Source organism: Frankia sp. ACN1ag, from assembly GCF_001414035.1.
Classification (GTDB): domain Bacteria; phylum Actinomycetota; class Actinomycetes; order Frankiales; family Frankiaceae; genus Frankia; species Frankia torreyi.
This window is the reverse complement of record NZ_LJPA01000016.1, coordinates 100,320-121,847: the sequence shown is the minus strand read 5'-3', so window position 1 is coordinate 121,847 and position 21,528 is coordinate 100,320. Positions and strand designations below refer to the sequence as shown.

The window sequence follows — 21,528 nt, the reverse complement described above, 5'->3', positions numbered from 1 at the left end:
CCGGTCGAGTTCGATCGGCTCGCGGCGGCACTCAGCCGTGATCCTGGAAACTCCCCGTCGCACGCCTGAGACGGACGTGATCCCGCCCCGGCGGTTGCACTGTCGCAAGCCAGACAGGGCGACGTGGCCCGCGTGCACGTACCGCCACCCGCCCTTCTGAGAAGGTGCGACCATGTTCGGAGTGGTTCGCCCCTGCCGGCGGCAGTTGTCCGAGGACCTGCACGCGGCGTGGATGTCGCATCTCTGCGGGCTGTGCCTGACCCTCCGCGACCATCACGGCCAGTGGGCCCGGGTCGCCACGAACGTGGACGCGGTTGTCGTGTCGGTGCTCGTCGCCGCGCAGGCCGGCGCGCCGGCAGAGCGCCGCAGGGCCGGGCCGTGTCCGTTCCGCGCGATGCGCCGGATCGAGGTGCCAGCCTCCACCGAGGCGGGCCCGCGGCTGGCGGCCGCGGTGTCCCTTGCCGCCGGCGCGACCGCCGTAGGCGACCACGTTGCGGACGGCGACGGTCTCCTGCGCCGCCGCCCCGCGGCCGCGATCGCGCAGCGGGTGGCCAGCCGGGCCGTCGCAGCCGCCGAGCGCACCGGCTCCGGGGTCGGACTCGGTGTCGCCCTGCTGGAACACGCGGCGGTGGAGCAACGCGCCCGTGAGGGCGCCAGCGGCCGGGGCAGGGCGGCGCTGTTGGACGCGCTGGCTCCGACCGAAGGCGCGGTGTCCGCCGTCCTCGCGCACACCGCCGTCGTGGCCGGGTGCGACGACAACCGCGCGCCCCTCGCGGCGGTGGGGCGACACTTCGGCCGCGTCGTTCATCTGCTCGACGCCGTCACCGATCAGGCCGACGACGCCCGGTCGGGATCGTGGAACCCGCTGACGGCGACGGGAACCAGCCCGACCGAGGCCCGCCGCCTGTGCGAGGACAGCCGGCGGGACCTGGGGCATGCGTTGGCCGAGGTTCGGTTCACCGACACGGTCGATGCCCGGCTCGCCCGTCTCCTCTTCGGCTTCGGGCTCGACCACGCCGTCGACCGGGCCTTCGCGGCCACCGGACCGTCACCTGGGCCGGGCCGCCCCGGCCAGCGGCCGGACGGTCGTCCCGACGGCCGGCCGCCACACCGCCGGCGGACGGGCTCGGCCTGCCTGGTCGCCGCCGGCATGTTCCTGACCTGCCAGATGTGCGGCGAATACACGTCGCCGCTGGACGGGCGGCGAAAGGAGGGTCTGTGCAGCCGGTGCGGCGACCTCGACTGCGACTGCTGTGACTGCTGTGGGTCCTGCGGCGAGTGCGCGGAGTGCGACTGCGGCGGATGCGACTGCGGCTGCTGAGCGAGTCCGATGTTTCGGCCTCGTTGCGCAAAGCGGAACCTGGTCGTGACATCGGGTGGGGATCTGCTGAAATGGTGGACGTCGCGCGAGCGGAGTCCCCGACGCTCCTCGCGGCCGGGGACGCCCCCACGTCCCCACTGGCGGGCACCGACGCCCGTACGGCCGTGTCGAGGTCTGTCATGGCCGCAAGTCCGGGAGAACGACTGGACCACCATGAACGCAGAGGACGACACGACGGTTTCCGACATCATCACGGTTGCGGCGGTCGACGATCATCCGATCGTGCTGCGCGGTCTCGCGGACCTGCTGCACGACGTCAAGGACTTCGACCTGATCGACACGGCCTGTTCGCTCGACGCACTGCTCGCGGGGCCCGGGCGACACGCACAGGTGGTCCTGCTCGATCTCGACCTGGGCGACGGCACCGAGCCCCCGGACAACCTCCGGCGGCTGCTCTCCGACGAACGGGCCGTGGTGGTGTTCAGTGCCGCGGCGGCGCCGGCCACCGTCCGGGACGCGATGCGCGCCGGCGCCTCGGGCTTCGTTCCGAAGACCGACGACGTCGAGGACCTGGCAACCGCGATCCGGGCGGCCGCCGCCGGCACCGGATGGATCTCGCCACAGCTTGCCTTCCTGCTCCTCACCGACGACTCTCCCGACAAGCCGGACCTGTCCCCGAAGGAGATCGAGGCGCTGCGCCTGTATGCGACGGGGATGCCGCTGAAGACCGTGGCACGCAAGATGAACGTCTCCCCGGAGACCGCCAAGCAGTACATCGATCGGGTCCGCCAGAAGTACCGACGGGTCGGCCGAGACGCGGCGACAAAGGTCGACCTGTTCAAGCGGGCGATCGAGGATGGTCATCTCGACCGCCGCGCCGAGGGGATGGCCTGACCGAGGCGTCGGACCACTGGAACCAGCCGATCGTGGGGCGGCGCCCGCCCGCCGCGCCGAGCCCGACAAGGCTTCGATCGGTTTGAAAAGGTGCAGTGGGCGCCGACACCCCCATGTCAGCGCCCACCACCCCGGCGCGCACGAATCCCCGTATGCTGCGCGCGCCCTCGCGCCACCCCCCGCGTGGCGTGAGGGCGCGCGATCCGGTCAAGTGCGGAACATCTCCGGCACGTCCCCCGACCGAGCCTCGCTGCTCCCCCCGTGTGCCCTTGACCTCTGTCAGAGTGCCTGATGTCGTGGTTGCCGTCATGACCCCAAATCGACCGAACCGGGCGTCCCCCTGTTGGGGGTCACCCGCCCCACGATCGGGCCACCGCCAGCCCTGACATCAGGCCGGACGGGACGCCGGTCGCCGATCAGCGCCGCGGCTCGTCGCCGCCGGCCGCAGGCCGATGCGCGAAGCGCGCAGCCAGGCCGACCAGAAGAACAACGAAACCACAACAGGCAATCACCCACAAGCCGGGGCCGACCGTGATCGCCGTGCGCAGCCCGCTGTTGACGAACGGACCTCCCCGGTAAAGCTGGACGAGGTCGACCGCGGCGGCCAGCAAGATCATCAGCCCCGCCATGGTGGCGAGCAGGCGCCCCCACTCCCTGCGTCCGGCGGCGAGGAGAAGGCCCGCGACCACGGCGAGGATGCCGAGCAGCACCGTCAACCGCCCGTGCTGGTCGGGATCGGTTCCCCGCACGGTGAACTCCACGAACCCGTAGGCCCGCACCGTCGCCCACCGCATCCCCGACGCGATGATCACGGCGACGCCGGCGCAGACGGCCAGCGGGCCGGGTAGCCAGGCGCAGTGGGACGCGAACCGGTGCGACCACGAGCGCTCGGCCGAAGCCGCCGTCCGCGCCGACGCAGACGCAGACGTCGACACAGCGGGCGCCGAGGGCAGGTCCCACGGATGTGCGCGGGACGCTGTGGGGGATGACCACCCGTCCGGCGCGGCGCCGCCAGCCGCCGCGCCGACCTGCGGCGCCGCCAGGGAGACCGGGCCGGATCCCGCCAGGGACCAGGCAGGATCAGCCGTCGCCGCGGCCCGTGCCCGCCACGCCCGCAGCTCCGCGGCGACAATGGCCTCACGGTCGTCATCCCCGGGTGGGCGTGGGCCGGCCGCGGGTGGTGGCGTCCCGCCGTCCCCCGCGTCGCCCCGGGTGCCGCCCCCGGCGGCCACAGGTGAACCACCGCCCCCCGGGCGGGCCCACGGACTCTGCTGTTGACCGGTCACCCACGCCACCACCGTCCGACACCCCGGGAGGGGCCTGACGACCGCCCCGCACGGTCGTATCACGCGCGGAAGCCGCCCGCATGGTCGCGAGACAGAACCACCCAAACCGGGCGGATTACCGCCGGGCACCGCCTCCGGTCGGTGCCGAGCGCCGCTGCAGCAGTACGGCGCCGATCAGGGCGAGGATGCCGGACCCGAGCGTGAACATGATCCCGTTCTGCGGATGGATGGAGATCACGTCTGCCGAGATGGCCCGAAAGGACGCGAGTGTCGGCGGTCCGTAGGCCCGATCGAGCCCGGCAATCACCACGATCAGGATGGCGACCACGCGGGCGACCAGGACATCTGCGGCTCCACCGCCGATCGGCCGGCGCGCGAGCCGCGCCGCACCCAGAGCCCCCAGGATGACGGCCAGGACGAGGACAAGCCGGCCGTCCCCGACGACGAGGCCGTTGAAGGTGCGAGTCTCGTCCGCGCTGGACATCTCGCTCCAGGGCAGGACGCTGCCGATGACGCAGCCCACCGCGCCGACGATCATGGCCAGCGCGGCCGCCGGTCGGGTCCGGCCCGGCGCCGTCGCGGACCCGGTCACGGGCTCGCCAGGCCGGGGCACCTCGTGCTCCGGCACCACGCCCGGCTCAGCCGCCGAGTCGTGATCGCGTAGGCGGGACGGCGCGACGGAGCCGGCGCGGCCGCCCTCGAACGCTGCAGACGCCTCGGACGCTGCAGACGCCTTGGACGCTGCAGACGCCTTGGAGGCGTCCGGCTCCGGGTGCTGCCCCGGGTCCGTGAGACGCCAGCCGTCGTCGGTCGCCGCGAACCGCTTCGCGGCCGCGCCGTGATCATCACTCCCGCGATCTCGACGCAGTCCGACGCGCATGGTCGGCGGGTCGAGCGCCGAGTGTGCGGTCGGCAGCCGGGCCGTGCCGGCGCCGGCACGGCTCCCGGCGGCGTTTCCGGCTGCCGGTTCAGTCGCGTCGCCGATGCCGGGGGCGGGTGCGCGTTGTGGATCCGCAGTGCCCGGGCGACCGGGCCGGACGACATCCGGGGCGCCGGCGCGGGCCGAGGCCTCCCGGGCGGGCGGCCGTGCCACGGGCAGCTCACCCCCGCGTTCGTCCCCGCGCCTCGGCAGCGGATCGGGGACCCTGGGAGCGGCCGGGGTCTGCTCGGGCCCGCGGCCTCGGGACAGCCCGTCCGTCCGGCCGGCCGACTGGCGATCTGCGACGTCGCGTTCCCCGGACGGCCGGTTCGTCCCCGCGTCGGCGGACCGGACGGGCGATCGTGGCGCCTCGCGCTCGAACCACGTGGGCCGAGGTGCGGCGTCCGCCGGTGCGGAGGCGGACTGAGGCGGCGATGGCGGGGCCGCGGCGGGCGAAGCGACATCGGTCCTCGCCGGCGGCACGGGCGATGCGGGCGGCGTTGGCGGCCCGGGCGCGACGACGTTCGACCGCCCCGGGTCTCCCCCCACGGCGGCGGCAGGCGGCGGCTGCGCGGCAGGCGGCGGCGGCGCGGCAGGCGGCGGCGGCGCGGCAGGCGGCGGCGGCGCGGCGGCGCGGGGCGGCGTGGCGGCGCGGGGCGGGTCCGCCTGCTGGCCGGCGGCCGGTCGGATCTGCGGCGTCCACGGCTGCTGATCGGGGGGACGCGGCAGCTGGTGTCGGCCCGGCGCGGGTGCTGGGCCGAGCCCCGGTCGGCCAGTTCGAGAGCCGGCCTGGGGGGCCGGCGGGGCCGACGCCCGCGTCTGCGCGGCGGATCCCGGCGACGCGCCCGGAGCGGACCGGCCGGGCGCGGGGGGTGGCGCAGAGAGGTCCCGGTCGACGCGCGGTGACTTCGGGGCCCGGTCGCCGGCGCCCTGCGGCCGCGGAGCAGCGCCGGCCGCGGCAGGCGACCCGTCCGGCGCGCCGTTGTCGGCCGAGCCAGCCTGACCCGCGGCCGCCGACCGCGCCCGAGATCCGTCACCCGCGCTTCCTGCCGGTTCGACCGCACCGTTTCCCGCTGGTCTGGCCGCGCCGCCCGCATCGGTCCGGCCAGTACGGGTCGCCGACCCCGGCGACGATGCTCTGCCGGGAGCCCCGGACGACGCGGGTGCCTCGGCCGACCCGGCCGAGGCACCGGACGCGCCCGACGACGCCCCAGCCGCCCGGGACGGGCGCGCCGGTGCGCGGGATCCGGCGCCCTCGTCCTCGCGCCCGCCGCCGAAGGCACCCCCAGCGCCAACACCTCCAGCGTCGCCGGAAGCACCACCACCGCCGACAGCACCACCACCGCCGACAGCACCAGCACCCCCGGCGGAACCAGCACCCCCGGCGGCCCCGACGCCACCGGCAGCGCCCTGTCGCCCACCGTCGGCGCCACGCCCGCCAGCCCCACCGTCCGCGTCCCCGCTCGGCGGGACCGGTGACCGCCCGGGCCACGGCCCGGCCGCGGGCGCCACCCGGGCGGTGGGCTGCCCGGAGGCCGGACGCGGCGCGCCGGGCCGGGCGGCCGGCCGCTCACTGGCAGATCCGCCCCGTGGCGTGCCGGCGGCGCTTGGACGTGCGCCGGCGTTCCCCGCCGGCTGCCCCTTGGCATCCGGCGGGAGCCCGGCCCGGCCCTGGCCGGGGGGGCCGGCGGGCGCACCGGCCGCCGGCCGACCCCCGCGTGCGACGGGGTCGGGTGTCTCGCGGACGGGGCCTCCGCCCGGTCCGCGGTTGTCGCGAACGGAGGACGAATCCTGCCGCGTCGGCGGGGCGCCGGTGGGCTGGGACCGGCCTGGGGCGAGCGGCGGACGGATCGGGCTACGGTCACCCTCGGCTGAACGCGCGGCCGCTCCCGGAGGACGGGACGCGCCGGGCCCGCCACCGGCGCCGGACCGGCCGCCAGGAGACCCGGCCGAACCCGACGACCCGGCCGAACCCGACGACCCGGCCGAACCCGACGACCCGGCCGAACCCGACGACCCTGATGACCCCGACGAACCCGATGAACCCGACAGCCCAGGCGAGGCCCCCGAACCAGACCGTCCGGGCGAAGCGCCGGTCGAGGAGGCGCTCGCCGCGATCGCGTTGTCCGGCGGAAGGGGCAAGCCGCCGGCGACGGAGGCGCGGGCGCCGGCGGGCGAGGCAGGATGAGCGGCTGGTCCGGAGACGGCTCGGCCCGCGGGCGCGGCACGTGGCGGGGTACGGGAAGCCGGGGAAGCCGGGACGCCGGCGCCCGGGTGGTCGGCGGCCGCGGCGGGCCGCGACTGGCCGGCGGACGAAGACTGGCCGGCGGGGCGGGACTGCGGCCCGTGGCCGGGCGGGCCGGGGTCGGCCGTCGGCGTGCCCGCTGGTGCCTGATCGTCCGGCCCGCTCCCCTGCTCGACCATGCAACCACTCCCTGACCATGCGCCCTTGCCCGACAGGCTGCCGCCCGATCCGATCCGGACCCGCGTCGCGGGATCCGCCGCGATCCCGGTCGGCGGGTTGGGACGCGGCCGGCATCATCATGACAGCCGCCAGGCGTCCGTCGGACGGGCACGGCGAATCGCTGCACGGCGGGGTCGTCGCCCGCAACCGAGGCGACAGGTGCCCGCGCGGGACTCCATCCCATTACGCGTGGGAGGTCCAAGGATCGCGAACGCGTCCCCGACTCCGTCGCCGTGGCGGCGGGGCGACGGGGCGGGCGCGGACGCCGGGCCCGCCATCGCATCCGAGCGAGGGAGGTGCGGTGGTCCGGGGGTCGGCGTCCGCTCGAGGTGGCGGGGCGCCCGACCGTCGGTCGGCGCGGGTGGGGCCCCGCGGCAACCGCCCGCCGGTCAGGCGTCAGGTCAGGTCAGGGAAGACACGTGAAGTCGGGTGGAGAACGACGACGCGACGACGCGACGTCGCATCGTCACGACTGCACGGTGCGGCCGTCAGACCGCCTCGCCGATGCGGTGGACCCGCATCATGTTGGTCATGCCGGCCACGCCGGGTGGGGTTCCGGCGACGACGACCACGAGCTCACCGGGCCGGCAGCGGCCGATCTGGAGCAGGGCGGAGTCGACCTGGCGGACCATCTCGTCGGTGCTCTCCGCGAACGGCACGAGGAAGGTTTCCACGCCCCAGAACAGTGCCATCTGGTTGCGCACGGCGGGGATCGGGGTGAAGGCCAGCACCGGGACCTCGCTGCGGTACCGGGCCAGGCGCCGGGCCGTGTCGCCGCTGAGGGTGTGGGCGACCAGGTAGCGGGCGCCGACGGCGTGCCCGACGGAGGCGGCCGCCTGGGCGATCGCCCCACCGAGGGTCCGTGGCTCGGTGCGCAGCGGCGGGATCCGTCCGAGGTCGGCCTCGGCGGTCTCGATGATCCGCGCCATGGTGGACACCGACTCGATCGGGTAGGCCCCGACGCTCGTCTCCGCGGAGAGCATGATCGCGTCGGCCCCGTCGAGGACCGCGTTCGCGCAGTCGCTGGCCTCGGCGCGGGTCGGCCGCGGCGCGCTGACCATGGACTCGAGTACCTGGGTGGCGACGATCACGGGCTTCGCCCGCTCCCGGGCCTGGCTGACGGCCCGCTTCTGCACCAGCGGCACGTCCTCGAGGGGCAGCTCGACGCCGAGGTCGCCACGGGCGATCATCAGACCGTCGAACGCCTCGATGATGCCGTCGAGGGCGGCGACCGCCTGCGGCTTCTCGATCTTGGCGTGGACCGGGACCCGGGTGCCGACCTCGTCCATGATCGTGTGCACGGCCTTGGCGTCGGCGGCGCTGCGCACGAAGGACAGCGCGATCATGTCGACCCCGAGTTCGAGGGCGTAGCGCAGGTCGTCGGCGTCCTTCTCGCTCAGCGCCGGCACGGTGAGCGCGGCCCCGGGGATGTTCATCCCCTTGTGGTCGCTGACCGGGCCACCGATGACGACTGTGGTGTGGACGTCGGTGTCGGTGACGCCGTCGATCTGCAGGACGAGGCGGCCGTCGTCGACCAGGATGCGGTCGCCGGCCGAGACGTCGGCGGGCAGACCGGAGTACGTGGTGCCGACCTGGTGCTGGTCTCCGGGCACGTCCCGGATGGTGACGGTGAAGCGCTGGCCCGGCAGCAGGGTGACGCCGCCGTCGGCGAAGGTGCCGAGGCGGATCTTCGGGCCCTGCAGGTCGGCGAGGATGCCGACGCTGCGCTCGGCGGCCTCGGCCGCCTCCCGCACCCGGGCGTAGGTGACGGCGTGCTGTTCGTGTGTTCCGTGGGAGAAGTTTAGGCGGGCAATGTCCATTCCGGCGTCGACGAGGGCCCGGACCTTCTCTGGCGAGCTGGTGGCCGGGCCGAGGGTACAAACAATCTTGGCTCTACGTGGCACAGACAAAGCCTAAGTACTGATCGTCGGTCATTGCACACGGGGGCCGCCGAGAGACGCGCGTCGCGCTCCCGGCAGTAGTCAGATCAGGTCGATCAGGTACATGCTGCGCGTGGTCGCCCGGCGGCGTACCGTCCGTCTCGTCCCCCGCGCCACCCCCGTCCGTCGGCGCGCGTGATACGGGAAAGACGGCAAGGGTGCCGACGTTCCTGGGAGCCGCTCCACCCGGACGCGGAAGTCGGTATGACACGGTCGAGCACCCCCGGAGTCGGACATGAATCGAAATCCCGCTATTCACCGTCAGCCGTCCGGTGACATCGACATCGCCGTGGTCGAGATCACCACCGCACCCGAACCCGGCCCCGCCGCCGCGGATCCGCGTCCCGGGCCGGCGCCCGCGCAGTCCGCCGCGCTCGCCGCAGCACCGCCACGTTCGGTGGAACCCGGTACCTGACCGAACGGGTTACCCCGGCGCCTCCCCCGAACGGCGGTGCCCGCGTCTGCGGCGCGGCCGGGTCCCGGGTCGGCTCAGGCGGGGACCGCGGCCGCGGGGTCGACGGTGGGCTCCGTGGACCCCGCGGGCTCTGTGGACTCCGTGGCGGGGCGGAACTGGGTCCGGTACAGCTCGGCGTACAGGCCGCCACGCGCCAGCAACTCGTCGTGGGTGCCGCTCTGCACGATGCGGCCGCCGTCGACGACGAGGATGCGGTCGGCCTCCCGCACGGTGGACAGCCGGTGCGCGATCACCAGCGAGGTACGGCCGGCCAGCGCCGCGCTCAGCGCCTGTTGCACCGCGGCCTCGGACTCGCTGTCGAGATGCGCGGTCGCCTCGTCCAGTACGACGATGCCCGGCGCGCGCAGCAGCAGCCGGGCGATCGCCAGCCGCTGCTTCTCCCCGCCGGACAGCCGGTGCCCGCGGTCGCCGACGACGGTGTCCAGCCCGTCCGGCAGCGTGCGCACCAGCTCCCCGATCCGGGCGGCGTCCAGCGCGGACCACATCTGCTCGTCGGTGGCGTCCGGCCGAGCGAAGGTCAGGTTGGCCCGCACCGTGTCGTGAAACAGGTGGGCGTCCTGAGTGACCACACCGACCGCGGAGCGCAGCGACTGCAGGCTCAGGTCGCGCACGTCGTGCCCACCGACCCGGACCACGCCGGACCGGGCGTCGTACATCCGTGGGATCAGTTGGCTGATCGTCGTCTTCCCGGCACCGGACGGTCCGACCAGTGCGATCATCTGACCGGGATCCGCCCGGAACGTGATGTCGTGCAGCACCGGCGCGGGGATCCTGGTGTCGAGGACCGCGACGGACTCCAGTGAGGCCAGGGAAACCTCGTCCGCGGCGGGGTATCGGAATCCGACGTGATCGAACTCGACGGCCGCCGCGCCCGCCGGCAGATCGACGGCATCAGGCCGGTCGACGATCGCCGGTTCGAGGTCGAGAACCTCGAAGACGCGCTCGAACGACACGAGTGCGGTCATGACGTCGACGTGCACGTTCGACAACTGGGTGAGCGGCCCGTAGAGCCGGCCGAGATACGCGGTGAGCGCAACCAGAGTGCCGACCTCGAGATCTCCCCGGGCCGCGAGACGGCCGCCGACGCCGTAGACGATCGCGGTCGCCAGCGATGCGACGAGGCTGAGCGAGACGAAGAATATTCGGCCGTACATGGCCTGGGTGACCCCGATGTCTCGTACCCGCCGGGCCCGGCCGCGGAAGTTGACCTCCTCACGTTCCGGGGACCCGTAGAGCTGGGCCAGCATCGCGCCCGACACGTTAAATCGCTCGGTCATGGTGTTGTTCATGTCCGCGTTCAGCCCGTACCGTTCCCGGGTCAGCCGGGCGAGCCGGGGCGCGAACGCGCGAGCGGGAAAGATGAAAACCGGAAGTAACACCAGTGACACAACAGTGATCTGCCAGGACAGTACGAGCATCGCGGCAAGCACGAACCCGGCCGAGAGCACATTCGACAGCACTGAGGACAACGTGTTGGTGAACGCCGACTGCGCGCCGAGCACGTCGTTGTTCAACCGACTGATGAGCGCCCCGGTCTGGGTGCGGGTGAAGAACGCCAGCGGTTGGCGTTGCACGTGCCGGAAGATCTGGCTGCGCATCTCGTAGATCAGGCCTTCGCCGATACGGGCTGAGAACCAGCGCTGGGCGAGGGACAGGCCGGCGTCGAGGAGGGCCAGCGCGGCGACGACCGCCGCCAGTACCTCGACGTAGCCCACCCGGTGACGCCCGATCCCGCCGTCAATGATCTCCTTGAGGATCAGCGGGACGACCGCGCCGAGCGCGGCGCTCACCACGATGAGGAGGAGAAACCAGACCAGATGGCCACGCCAGGGCCGCGCGAAGGCCGCGATGCGGCGCAGCGTCCCCGGCCGCAGCGAGGTCCTCGCCGCCGTGCGGTCGCGGGTGACGGATCGCATGAAAGCCCCACTGTCCGAACCCGGTCTCATCACGCCTCCTACTTCCACTGCTTGCACTGTAAGCAAGTAAGCACACGTGGTTCGCGGTAATTCCCGCCGACCGGTGGCGGGCTCGGACGGTGGCGGGCTCGGACGGTGGTGATCGCGTGGCGGGCCCGCGACCAGGGCGGCCTCGGTCGAATCGGTCGCGGTCAGGGCGGCCTCGGACCGCGCCAGTCGGGGCGCGGGCCGCGATCGGGCGCCGTCCCCGGGCGGATCAGCCCGCGGCGATGCCCCGCGAGGCGTCCAGCAGGTCGAAAAGCGTACGCGCCCACGCCTCACCCTCGGCGTCGGGAAGATCGCGATGGTCGGCAGCGGCCCCGGCCCGCGTCGGGACCACGGATCGGCCGACCGGTCGGGCGCCGCGCAGAAGCGCCTTGACCTCGACGGTGACGGCACGGGATGCGGCGAGCAGGCCCGCGACCACCGTGTCGACCTCGTCGTCCAGGCGCGGGCGGGGTACCAGCCGCTGGGCCAGCCCGAGACGGGCCGCCTCCGCCGCACCAAGCGGCTGCCCCCCGGCCAGGCACAGGTCGAGGGCACGAGACCAGCCGATGAGGTCGGCCAGCCGGGTCAGCGCACCCGCCGCGGGCAGCAGGCCGCCGCGCGCCCAGACGGGGCGCAGCCCCGCGTCGACGGCGAAGATCCGTAGGTCGCAGGCGACCACGAGGGCGGTGCCCACGTCCTCGGTGACCTCCGCCACCNCGGCGATGCTGATGAGGTCGGCTCGCATGGTCAGCCGGTCGAGTGCCTCCCGCCAGACCCGGTACCCCTCGATCAGAGAGGCCGGATCCACTCGCGCGGGCGACGAGGGGAATGGTGCGTTCCTGGCGCCGCCCGGCGGACACGCCGCGGTGTCCGCGGCCGGCGGAACCTGATCGCCCACGCGGAGGACGGCGACCCGGACGTCGCCGCCCATGCGCCGCTGGGCGTCATCAAGGGCGGAGCCGAGACCCTCCAGGGATCCGGGATCACCGGATCCGGACAGCCGGATGGTCGCGACAGGTCCGACGACCTCCACCCGCAGTCCGGCCGCCGCCGATTCGGCGGCGGCCGGCACCGCCATGATCAGGCGCTCTTCTTCTTGGTGCCCCGGGTCGCACCGCCACGGCCGCGCAGGGTCGTGCCGGACTCCGACAGGATCCGGTGGACGAAACCGTACGAACGGCCAGAGGACTCGGCGAGCAGACGGATGCTCTGCCCACCTTCGTACTTCTTCCGAAGTTCGGCAGCGAGCTTGTCCCGCTCGGCGCCGGTGATCCGGGTTCCTTTCCTAAGCTCGGCCAACGTGGCCCCCTCCGTGTTCGATGATCTGCGAACCGATCTTCACTCAGCTCGAGTGAACGCGCCACTCGAAGCAGATGTGATCCATCACACGCGGCGCGCCGGTGCGTGACCGTGCCCTCGCGCTTCCATCTCCACGCCGACGCCAGCGCCGACATGGCCCGGGTCGCACCCGCCCGCACGCACGCCGGGCGTCCACGGCCGACCATGCACGGTGACCAGTGTCCCCAATCCCCTACGCACGGCCTAACAACGGCAACGGCGCGTCGCCGCGAACATCGTCACCAGCATGATCGGCGATCTTCCCTCAACGCAATACCGCAGGTACAACCAACAGTCGATCACTGTACAGAGCCCGCCGACGGACCGCGAACGCCGCAGATCAAACCGACTGATTACTCACACCCGGCACCGGCCCGTGCAGGGCCGTGGCCGGCGGGAAGACCACCGCCGCACGGTGCGTGCCCGCCCCCCGTGGCGCCGGTCCGGCCTGGGCTCGCGCACCCGGAACCCGCGCGCCGATCGGCCCTGGACCTCAGCCGGCAGGAGACTCGTTACCGTGCAGGGGTGGCCCGTGAAGTGATGATCGCCGGTTCGGCGCCGGGTACGTCCCGGGACGCGACGGCCGGCGGGGCGAGGCCGTGAGCGTCACCGGCAGCGCGTCGGAGCGGGCGGGCGTCCCGACGGCCGCGCGGGGATCGGCGGATCGGCGGGCCGGCGCGCCCACGGCGGCGCTCGGGCCGGCGGTGCGCGCGGAGCTCGCCGAGGCCGGGATCTGGCTGGCCCTGGTCGCCTTTGGGCTCGCCGGCACCGCCCTGCTGGCAAGCACCGACGTCGATCTCGGCCTGACGCGCCCCCCGTGGCACGACGGCTGGGAGCCGCGGCTGGACCCGCTCGTCGTGGTCCCGCTCGCGGTCGCCGCGGTCGTGATCGCGCTCACGGCCTGGTGGGCCTCGACGATCCGGCCGCCGGCCCAGCCCGGCGACACAACCCCGACCGCCGACGTCGTTCCGGGGGCCGCCACCGCCCCGGACACAGCGCCATCGGCCGCCTCGACCGCGCCGACCGACAGCTCCACCACCACCACCACCCACACAGCGCCACCGACCACCCCGGCCGCGCGGTCGGTGGTGTTCCGGTTGCCCTGGAGCGTTCTGCTGCTGCTGGGCTATCTCGGTTCGTTGGCATGGAGCCTCGCACTCGCCCTGGTCGCCCCCGGGGATCTCACCGCCGGCCTGCGGGCACCGGCGGACCTGCTCGCGGCGGCCGGCGCGGTCGGCGACGACCCGCTCGGCCTGCTCGCCGCCTACACGACGACGACGCCACACGCGGCCGCCGGCGCAGTCGCCGTGCTGCCGGCGCACCCGCCGGGTCCGGTGCTCGCCACCTGGCTGCTCACCCGGGCGGGGCTGCACGGCGCCGTGGCGATCGGCGTCCTGTTCACCGCGCTCGGCGCGCTGACCGTTCCGGTGGTGTGCGTCGCCATGCGCTCGCTGTGCCACGAGACCGCGGCCCGCCGGCTGGTTCCCGTCCTCGTCCTGGCGCCGTGGAGCGGCTGGCTGGCAGCCTCTCCGGACGCCGTCACCGCCACGCTTGCCGCGCTGGCGGTCGCCGTCGGCGTGGTCGGCTGCGAACCAGAGCGCCGGTCGGTCTGGTGGGCGCTGGCGAGCGGGCTGCTGCTGGGCCTGGCGGCGCTGTTCGGCTATGCCCCGGTGTGGTTGGGGGTGGCGGTCGCGGCCGCCTACTTCGTGCGGCGCCGGCCGCTGCTCAACGTCATCACCGGGCTCGGCGCGCTGCTGCCGCTGTGGCTGTTCTACGCCTGGGGCTTCTCCTGGCCGGACGGGCTGGCCCTGGCCAGCGCGCCGCGACCGTCGGCGGGAGCCGCGCTGGCCTGGATCTTCCTGGACCTGACCGTCCTGGTTCTCGCCACCGGTCCCGTCGCCGTCCGGGCCGCGCGCCGGCTGCGGCTGACGCCGGGCTGGCCGTTCCTGGTCGGTGCCACCGCCACCGTGCTGTTCGCGGTGGCCCTGGGCCTCGCCGAGGGCGGGGTGGAACGGAGCTGGCTGCCGGTGTTCCCCTGGCTGCTGGTCGCGGCGGTGGCACCCCGGCCCCGACCAGCCCGGCCGGGCGACCGGTTGCAGGCCGGTAGCCTGCCCGTCATCCTCGTGTCACTGAATGCGATCGGAGCCCTCGCCCTGCGGCTCTGCCTCGGCGGCCCCCCGGCCTGACCCGCCCCGGAGAAGGCCCGGAACCGCTCCGAACGAGGCGCGTCGGCGGCCGCGCGTCAGACGGCGGGCGCGGAGGTCGCCTCGGTGCCGCCCGCGGACGGTCGGGGCAGCGAGTCGCGGGGGATGTCCGGCTCCAGGAAGATTCGCATCGGGACCGTCAGGGACGCCCGCAGCGCCTCCTCGGCGCCGTCGATGGTCGCGGCGACCTCCCGCATCGTCGCCGTCGGCGCAATCCCGATCTTGGCGGCGACGAGCAGCTCGTCCGGGCCCAGGTGCAGGGTCCGCAGGTGGATGACCTTCGTCACCCCGGGCGCGGCGGCGAGCGTGCCGCGGATCGTCGCGACGGCCTGCGGGGTCGCCGCCTCCCCGACAAGCATGCCGTACGCCTCGGTCGCGACGAGCACGGCGACGACAAGCAGCAGGATGCCGATGGCCAGAGTGCCGGCCCCGTCCCAGATCGGATCGTCGAGCAGCAGGGTCAGCCCGACGCCAAGCAGGGCGAAGATCAGCCCCAGCTCGGCGGCCAGGTCCTCGAGCAGCACGATCGGCAGCTCCGGTGCGCGCGCCTCCCGGATGAACTGCCACCAGGAGCGGTCCCCCCGGGTCTTGCTCGACTCGCGGACCGCGGTGGACAGCGAGTACGACTCCAGCCCGACGGCGATCACCAGGATGACGATCGCGATGAGGCCGCTGTCCAGCTCATGCGGGTGGCGGAGTTTCTCGACGCCCTCGTAGACGGAGAACAGCCCGCCGACACTGAACAGCACGATGGCGACGAGGAAGGCGGCGATGTACCGCGCGCGGCCGTACCCGAAGGGATGCTCCTCGTCGGGCGGGCTGGCCGACTTGCGCTGGCCGAGCAGCAGCAGACCCTGGTTGCCGGAGTCGGCGACCGAGTGAATGGATTCGGCGAGCATCGACGACGACTGCGTGAGCAGGAACGCCACGAACTTCGTCACCGCGATGCCCAGGTTGGCGGCCAGCGCCGCCAGAACCGCCTTGGTGCCGCCCTGCGTACTCACAAAGACTCTCCACTTCGGGTCAGGCCGGTGTCCCCTCCGACCTGACGCCCCAGTCTGGCAAGTCCGCCCCGCCGGTCCTGCGGCGGGTACGGGCGCGCCCGGTGGCGCGAGCGTCTCGGTGTCGCGAGCGTCCCGGGGCGCGGGCGTCCCGACGGGGCGACGGACCGCCCCCGGCGGGCGTCACGCCAGGGTGATCAGCTCCATGAGATCGGGTGACCAGTTGTCCTCGACGCCGTCGGGCAGCATCAGCACCTTCTGCGGGTCGAGCGCCTCGACCGCACCCGGGTCGTGCGTGACGAGCACCACCGACCCCTTGTAGGTGCTCAGCGCGGCGAGCACCTCGTCCCGGGAGGCGGGGTCGAGGTTGTTCGTCGGCTCGTCGAGCAGCAGCACGTTCGCCGAGCTGCACACCAGTCCGGCCAACGCCAGGCGGGTCTTCTCGCCACCGGAGAGGGTCTGCGCGCGCTGCTCCACGGTGTCACCGCTGAACAGGAACGCGCCGAGGATGCGCCGCAGCTCCACGTCGGAGGTGCCCGGCGCGGCGGCCCGCATGTTGTCGAGCACGGAGCGGTCGGTGTCCAGCGTCTCGTGTTCCTGCGCGTAGTAGCCCAGCCGCAGGCCGTGCCCCGGATGCACCTCGCCGGTGTCCGGCCGCTCCTGCCCGGCGAGAATGCGCAGCAGCGTCGTCTTGCCGGCGCCGTTGAGCCCGAGGACGACCACCCGGGACCCGCGGTCGATCGCCAGGTCGACGTCGGTGAACACCTCCAGCGAACCGTAGGACTTCGACAGGCCGGTGGCGGTCAGCGGGGTGCGCCCGCAGGGTGCCGGGTCCGGGAAGCGCAGCTTCGCCACCCGGTCGGCGACGCGGACCTCGGCGAGGCCGGCGGCCAGCCGCTCGGCACGGCGGTCCATCTGGTGGGCGGCGCGGGCCTTGGTCGCCTTCGCCCGCATCTTGTCGGCCTGCGCCTTCAGTGAGTCGATCTTCTTCTCGGCGTTGGCGCGCTCCCGCTTGCGGCGCCGCTCGTCGAGCTCCCGCTGGCTGAGGTACGTCTTCCAGTTGACGTTGTAGACGTCGAGGGCGGCGCGGTTGGCGTCGAGGTGGAAGACCTTGTTGACGCACCGGTCNAGCAGGTCGACGTCGTGGCTGACGACGACGAGGCCGCCGTTGTGCGCGCGCAGGAAGTCGCGCAGCCAGACGATGGAGTCGGCGTCGAGGTGGTTCGTCGGCTCGTCGAGCAGCAGCGTCGCATCCGAGCTGCCGGACCCGGCGAACAGGATCCGGGCCAGCTCCACCCGGCGGCGCTGTCCGCCGGACAGCGTGCCGATGGGCTGGGCGAGCACCCGGTCGGCCAGGCCCAGCGACGAGCAGATCCGGGCCGCCTCCGCCTCGGCGGCGTACCCGCCGAGCGTGCCGAAGCGCTCCTCCAGACTGCCGTAGCGGCGGATCGCCGCGTCCCGGGCCTTCGCGTCGACCAGCTCGGCCATCTCGAGCTGCAGCTTCTCCATCTCGCGCAGCAGGACGTCGAGGCCGCGGGCCGACAGCACCCGGTCGCGGGCGGTGTCGGTCGGGTCGCCGGCGCGCGGATCCTGCGGCAGGTAGCCCAGCTCGCCGCGGACATCGACGCCACCGGCGAACGGAAGGCCCTCGCGCGCCAGCACCTTCAGCAGCGTCGTCTTACCCGCGCCGTTGCGCCCGACCAGACCGATCCGGTCGCCCTGCTGCACCCGGAAGGAGACGGGCTCGATCAGGGTGCGGGCTCCGGCGCGCAGTTCGAGCTCGGACACGATGATCATTGAGGTTGGGCCTCTTTCGGGCTTCCTGGCGACGCCGTGGTGACGTCAGACGGCTACGGACGACGGTGGAAACGCCACCGGGGCGGGACATCATCCGATCACGACACGGCGATGCTCATGCCGTCCAGACTACGGTGCCGTCTTCGGGTGGCGACGCCCTCCGGTCGCGACGTCGCCGCCCGCGAGGTCAGGCCAGGCGCGTCACGGCGACGGTGACGCCGAGGGAGGTGGAGGTGCCGCCGGAGAAGACGCCGCGCACGGGCGGGACGTCGTTGTAGTCACGGCCGCGGGCGACGACCACGTGCTGCTCGCCGGCGGGGACCGCGTTGGTCGGGTCGAAGCCCCACCACTGGCCGAGCCAGCCCTCCACCCAGGCGTGCGACTGCCCCTCGACGGTCTCACCGACCTCCGCGGCGGCGGAGGGGTGCTGGTAGCCGGAGACGTAGCGCGCCGGCATGCCCGCCGCCCGCATCAGGACCAGCGCGAGGTGGGCGAAGTCCTGGCAGACGCCCTCCCGGCGCCGCCACGCCTCCACCGCGGAGGTGTGCACGCCGGTGGTGCCGCGGCGGTAGGCGAGGCGTTCGCGCACCCAGTCGCCGACGGCGGGGATGAACTCCCGCGGCCCGTGGCGGGCGGCGAGGTCGCGGGCGGCGGCGGAGAGCTCGGGGTGCTCCGGGGTGGACGCCGACGGGCGCAGGTACTCGACGAACTCGTCCGCGACCGGGTCGGCGCCCAGCCGCTCCCAGGTGGGGACGTCGGTTGGGGGCTGCGGCGCCGCGGCGGTCTGCACGATCGACCGGCCCGTGACGACGAGCTCGGTGTGCGGGGTGTGCAGGTCGAACGCGGTGACCTGGGTGCCCCAGTAGTCCCAGTAGCGGTAGGTGGTCGCCGCCGGCTCGGTGCGGACCGTGGCCTCCAGCGTGAGCTGGGACGCGGCGGTCTGCGGGATGATCCTGACCTCGTTGTAGGAGGACAGCACGGGGCTGGCGTAGCGGTAGCCCGTCGAGTGCTCGATGCGGATCTGCCAGCTCACCAGGAGTCCCCTCGGATGGGTCGGGTGGGCCGGGTCGGGCCCACCGAGCGGGTCGGGCTCGCCGGCCGCCCCCGGCGCAGCGCCGGGGCCCGCCGCGTCCACCGGACCGCGGCGTCGCCCCGAGCCGGGTGGACCACCCGGGTGGGGCTGGCCGGGCGAGTCAGCCGCGACGGCCGGCTCATGCCGGCACCTCCATCGCCCAGGACCGCGGCGCCTCCCGGGCGAAGTAGCGAGCCGTCACCTCGCCGCTGACCGACGAGCAGGTGCTCTGCAGGGAGGCGAGCAGGTCCGGCATGTTCTCGACGAGTTCGGCGACGCTGTGGAACTCCAGCTCCGTGCGGGTCCGCCCGACCGTCCGCCGGGCGGCGTCNTCGACGGTGGACCGAGGCCGGCCGCGGCCGCCGTCGAGTTCGGCGAGGATGTCCTCGGCCAGCGCCAGCGACCAGTACACCGAGCGCGGGAACAGCCGGTCGAGCAGCAGGAACTCGGCGACCCGGGCGGCGTCGACGGCGCGCCGGTAGGTCCGCAGGTACGCCTCGTGCGCGCCGCAGGAGCGCAGCAGACTGATCCAGCTCTGCGAGTGCGGGTCGTCGCTGATGCTCGACGACAGCAGCCGGGAGGTCATGTCGACGCGTTCCAGGCTGCGGCCGAGCACCAGGAAGCGCCAGCCGTCGTCACGGGCGAGGGTGGCGTCGACCAGCCCGGCGAGCATCGCGGTGCGCTCGCGGACGTAGCGGAAGAACACGTGCGGGCCGAGGCGGCGGGCCAGCTCCTCGGTGTGCGGCAGGTCGTTCCAGGTGGCGTTGAGGCATTCCCAGACGTCGCTGGAGACGACCACGCGCGCGCTGCGGGCGTTCTCCCGGGCCGCCGAGAGCGCCCCGGTGATGCTGAACGGCCGCGCCGGGTCGTAGGCGAGGGTCTCGGTCACCGTGCGGGAGTCGACCTGCTGGTCGAACGTGGCGGGCTGGCCCATGACGGCGAGCAGCTCGCGGCCGGCGGAGCTCGCGTCGAGCCACGGGTCCTCCAGCACCCGGTGGACGTGGACGTCGAGGATGCGGGCGGTGGACTCGGCCCGCTCCACGTAGCGGCCGATCCAGAACAGCGACTCGGCGATCCGGCTCAGCATCCCCGGCTCCCCGCGGCGATCCCGGCCTGGTTCTGCTGCTGTTGTTGCTGCTGGTCGGAGGAGACCGGGCCGTGGTCCGGGCCGCTGGCGGGGCGGACGGCGGCACCGGGCGGGCGGGCCATCGGCAGCGCCGGTTCGCGCGGGTTGCGCTCGGCGGCGAGCACCCAGGTGTCCTTGGAGCCGCCGCCCTGACTGGAGTTGACGACCAGGCTGCCCCGCGGCAGCGCGACCCGGGTGAGCCCCCCGGGCAGCACCCACACCTTGTTGCCGTCGTTGACGGCGAACGGGCGCAGGTCCACGTGCCGGGGGCCGAGGCGGTCATCGGTCAGCGTCGGCGACGTCGAGAGCTTCACGACCCGCTGGGCGATCCAGCCGCGGGGGTCCTCGCTGACCCGCACCCGCAGCTCGGCGAGTTCGGCGTCGCTGGCCTGGGGCCCGATGACGATGCCCTTGCCGCCGGAGCCGTCGACCGGCTTGACGACGAGGGAGTCCAGGTGGTCAAGGACGTAGGCCCGCTGGTCGGGATCCTCCAGCCGGTAGGTGTCGACGTTCGGCAGGATCGGCTCCTCGCCGAGGTAGTACCGGATGAGCTCGGGGACGTAGGTGTACATCAGCTTGTCGTCGGCGACCCCGTTGCCGACCGCGTTGGCGATCGTCACGTGCCCGCCGCGGGCGGCGTTGACCAGGCCGGCGCAGCCGACCATCGACTCCGGCCGGAAGTGCAGCGGGTCGAGCCAGTCGTCGTCCACCCGGCGGTAGACGACGTGCACCGGCTGCTCGCCCTCGGTGGTCCGCATGGTGACCTTGTTGTCGCGCACCGACAGGTCGCGGCCCTCGACCAGCTCCACGCCCATCTGCCGGGCCAGCAGCGCGTGCTCGAAGTAGGCGGAGTTGTACACGCCCGGGGTGAGCACGACCACCGTCGGGTCGGCGACCTCCGGCGGCGCGGCGGCGCGCAGCGCGTGCAGCAGGTGGGTGGCGTAGTCGGCGACCGGCCGCACCCGGTGGGTGGCGAAGAGCTCCGGGAACACCCGGGTCATCGCCCGGCGGTTCTCGATCACGTAGCTGACCCCGGACGGCACNCGGACGTTGTCCTCCAGGACGCGGAAGCCGCCCTGCTCGTCGCGGATGAGGTCGATGCCGGACACGTGCGCCCGCACCCCGTTCGGCGGGTCGATGCCGTGCGCCGCGCGGTGGAAGTGGGCACTGGTCAGCACGAGCCGGCGTGGCACGATGCCGTCGGCGAGCACCTCGGCCGGCCCGTAGACGTCCGCCAGGAACGCCTCCAGCGCCTGGACACGCTGGGTGACGCCGCGTTCGATGACGTCCCACTCGTCGCCGGCGAGCAGCCGCGGCACGAGGTCCAGGGGAAACGGCCGCTCCTCACCGAAGAGGTTGAAGGTGATGCCCGCGTCCCGAAACGCCCGGTCCAGGGCGACCTTGCGGGCCGCGAGATCTGCGCTGCTGAGGGGTTGCAACGCGTCGTAGAGGGCGGCGTACACGTCCCGGGGGGTGTTCGACGCCTCGAACACCTCGTCCCAGGCCGCCGTGGCCGCCGCCTCTGCCGGATAACCCTCGAACAGGTCCGCCACAGCCCGGAGCGTAATTTGCGCGTGTTACCTCCGCGTGACGTCGCCGACCTGGACCGGGCTGGTCACCCTCACCGGATGGTGGGGTGGGGGCCCCGGCCCTCCCTGCCAACCCGGCGCGGACCGCCGCGACGCGCACCAGGCAGACTTGAACCCGCTTGGCCCGGGCCGCGAGACCATGGCCGCCGACCGCCCATC

The 21,528-nt window shown here is 73.8% G+C and carries 14 protein-coding genes and 4 pseudogenes; 4 read left to right on the top strand and 14 right to left on the bottom strand.

Features of this window, described 5'->3' with window-relative positions; translation table 11 throughout:
• Positions 1 to 172: 172 nt before the first annotated feature.
• Both UK82_RS16415 and UK82_RS16410 read left to right on the top strand, forming a co-directional pair.
• On the top strand, positions 173 to 1,321 hold the full coding sequence (locus tag UK82_RS16415) for a DUF5685 family protein (RefSeq protein WP_044884700.1): 1,149 nt from the start codon (positions 173 to 175) through the stop codon (positions 1,319 to 1,321).
• Positions 1,322 to 1,534: 213 nt separating this feature from the next.
• Positions 1,535 to 2,215 (top strand): response regulator transcription factor, encoded by a 681-nt coding sequence (locus tag UK82_RS16410; protein WP_044884701.1) that lies wholly within the window; start codon positions 1,535 to 1,537, stop codon positions 2,213 to 2,215.
• Between the two features lie 416 nt (positions 2,216 to 2,631).
• On the opposite strand, the gene UK82_RS16405 is transcribed toward UK82_RS16410, so the two are convergent.
• The 3 genes from UK82_RS16405 to pyk form a co-directional block, all read right to left on the bottom strand.
• Positions 2,632 to 3,447, bottom strand: a complete 816-nt coding sequence (locus tag UK82_RS16405) for a hypothetical protein (RefSeq protein WP_052681030.1) — start codon at positions 3,445 to 3,447, stop codon at positions 2,632 to 2,634.
• A gap of 169 nt (positions 3,448 to 3,616) precedes the next feature.
• The gene (locus tag UK82_RS16400) at positions 3,617 to 4,594 is read right to left on the bottom strand and encodes a hypothetical protein (protein WP_236706009.1); all 978 of its coding nucleotides are present in this window, start codon (positions 4,592 to 4,594) and stop codon (positions 3,617 to 3,619) included.
• 2,778 nt (positions 4,595 to 7,372) lie between these two features.
• Positions 7,373 to 8,788 (bottom strand): pyruvate kinase, encoded by a 1,416-nt coding sequence (gene pyk, locus UK82_RS16390; protein WP_044884703.1) that lies wholly within the window; start codon positions 8,786 to 8,788, stop codon positions 7,373 to 7,375.
• Between the two features lie 271 nt (positions 8,789 to 9,059).
• Between pyk and UK82_RS16385 the strand changes: the two genes are divergently transcribed.
• Entirely contained in the window at positions 9,060 to 9,239 is a 180-nt protein-coding gene (locus UK82_RS16385; RefSeq protein WP_044884704.1) for a hypothetical protein, read from the top strand.
• 74 nt (positions 9,240 to 9,313) lie between these two features.
• Here UK82_RS16385 and UK82_RS16380 read toward each other — a convergent pair whose 3' ends face one another.
• The 3 genes and pseudogenes from UK82_RS16380 to UK82_RS16370 form a co-directional block, all read right to left on the bottom strand.
• The gene (locus tag UK82_RS16380) at positions 9,314 to 11,215 is read right to left on the bottom strand and encodes an ABC transporter ATP-binding protein (protein ID WP_370657128.1); all 1,902 of its coding nucleotides are present in this window, start codon (positions 11,213 to 11,215) and stop codon (positions 9,314 to 9,316) included.
• A gap of 256 nt (positions 11,216 to 11,471) precedes the next feature.
• A pseudogene (locus tag UK82_RS38255) lies at positions 11,472 to 11,958 on the bottom strand (enoyl-CoA hydratase/isomerase family protein); the annotation flags it as partial.
• Positions 11,959 to 12,322: 364 nt separating this feature from the next.
• Positions 12,323 to 12,541: a helix-turn-helix domain-containing protein gene (locus tag UK82_RS16370; RefSeq protein ID WP_009399485.1), complete on the bottom strand. Its 219-nt coding sequence runs from the start codon at positions 12,539 to 12,541 to the stop codon at positions 12,323 to 12,325.
• 638 nt (positions 12,542 to 13,179) lie between these two features.
• Here UK82_RS16370 and UK82_RS16365 point away from each other — a divergent pair.
• A complete protein-coding gene (locus UK82_RS16365; protein WP_055407998.1) occupies positions 13,180 to 14,766 on the top strand; it encodes a hypothetical protein in 1,587 nt (528 codons plus the stop codon).
• A gap of 56 nt (positions 14,767 to 14,822) precedes the next feature.
• Here the strand turns inward: UK82_RS16365 and UK82_RS16360 are convergent, their stop codons facing one another.
• The 8 genes and pseudogenes from UK82_RS16360 to UK82_RS42785 all read right to left on the bottom strand — a co-directional run.
• The gene (locus tag UK82_RS16360; protein WP_044884708.1) at positions 14,823 to 15,788 is read right to left on the bottom strand and encodes a cation diffusion facilitator family transporter; all 966 of its coding nucleotides are present in this window, start codon (positions 15,786 to 15,788) and stop codon (positions 14,823 to 14,825) included.
• Between the two features lie 180 nt (positions 15,789 to 15,968).
• Positions 15,969 to 16,913 (bottom strand): annotated as a pseudogene (locus tag UK82_RS38250) (ABC-F family ATP-binding cassette domain-containing protein); the annotation flags it as partial.
• A 1-nt stretch (position 16,914) separates the two neighbouring features.
• The coding region (locus UK82_RS38245; RefSeq protein ID WP_236706008.1) for an ATP-binding cassette domain-containing protein at positions 16,915 to 17,582 on the bottom strand (668 nt) is incomplete at its 3' end.
• Between the two features lie 187 nt (positions 17,583 to 17,769).
• Positions 17,770 to 18,615, bottom strand: a complete 846-nt coding sequence (locus UK82_RS16350; protein ID WP_044884772.1) for a transglutaminase family protein — start codon at positions 18,613 to 18,615, stop codon at positions 17,770 to 17,772.
• Between the two features lie 178 nt (positions 18,616 to 18,793).
• A pseudogene (locus UK82_RS38240) lies at positions 18,794 to 18,985 on the bottom strand (alpha-E domain-containing protein); the annotation flags it as partial.
• 1 nt (position 18,986) lies between these two features.
• A partial coding sequence (locus UK82_RS16345) for an alpha-E domain-containing protein (RefSeq protein ID WP_236706007.1) occupies positions 18,987 to 19,741 on the bottom strand: 755 nt, incomplete at its 3' end.
• A pseudogene (locus tag UK82_RS16340) lies at positions 19,735 to 20,823 on the bottom strand (circularly permuted type 2 ATP-grasp protein); the annotation flags it as partial. The gene UK82_RS16345 and the pseudogene UK82_RS16340, both read right to left, overlap by 7 nt.
• 1 nt (position 20,824) lies before the next feature.
• On the bottom strand, positions 20,825 to 21,333 hold a 509-nt coding region (locus UK82_RS42785; protein WP_396230572.1), incomplete at its 3' end, for a circularly permuted type 2 ATP-grasp protein.
• Between the last annotated feature and the right edge of the window lie 195 nt (positions 21,334 to 21,528).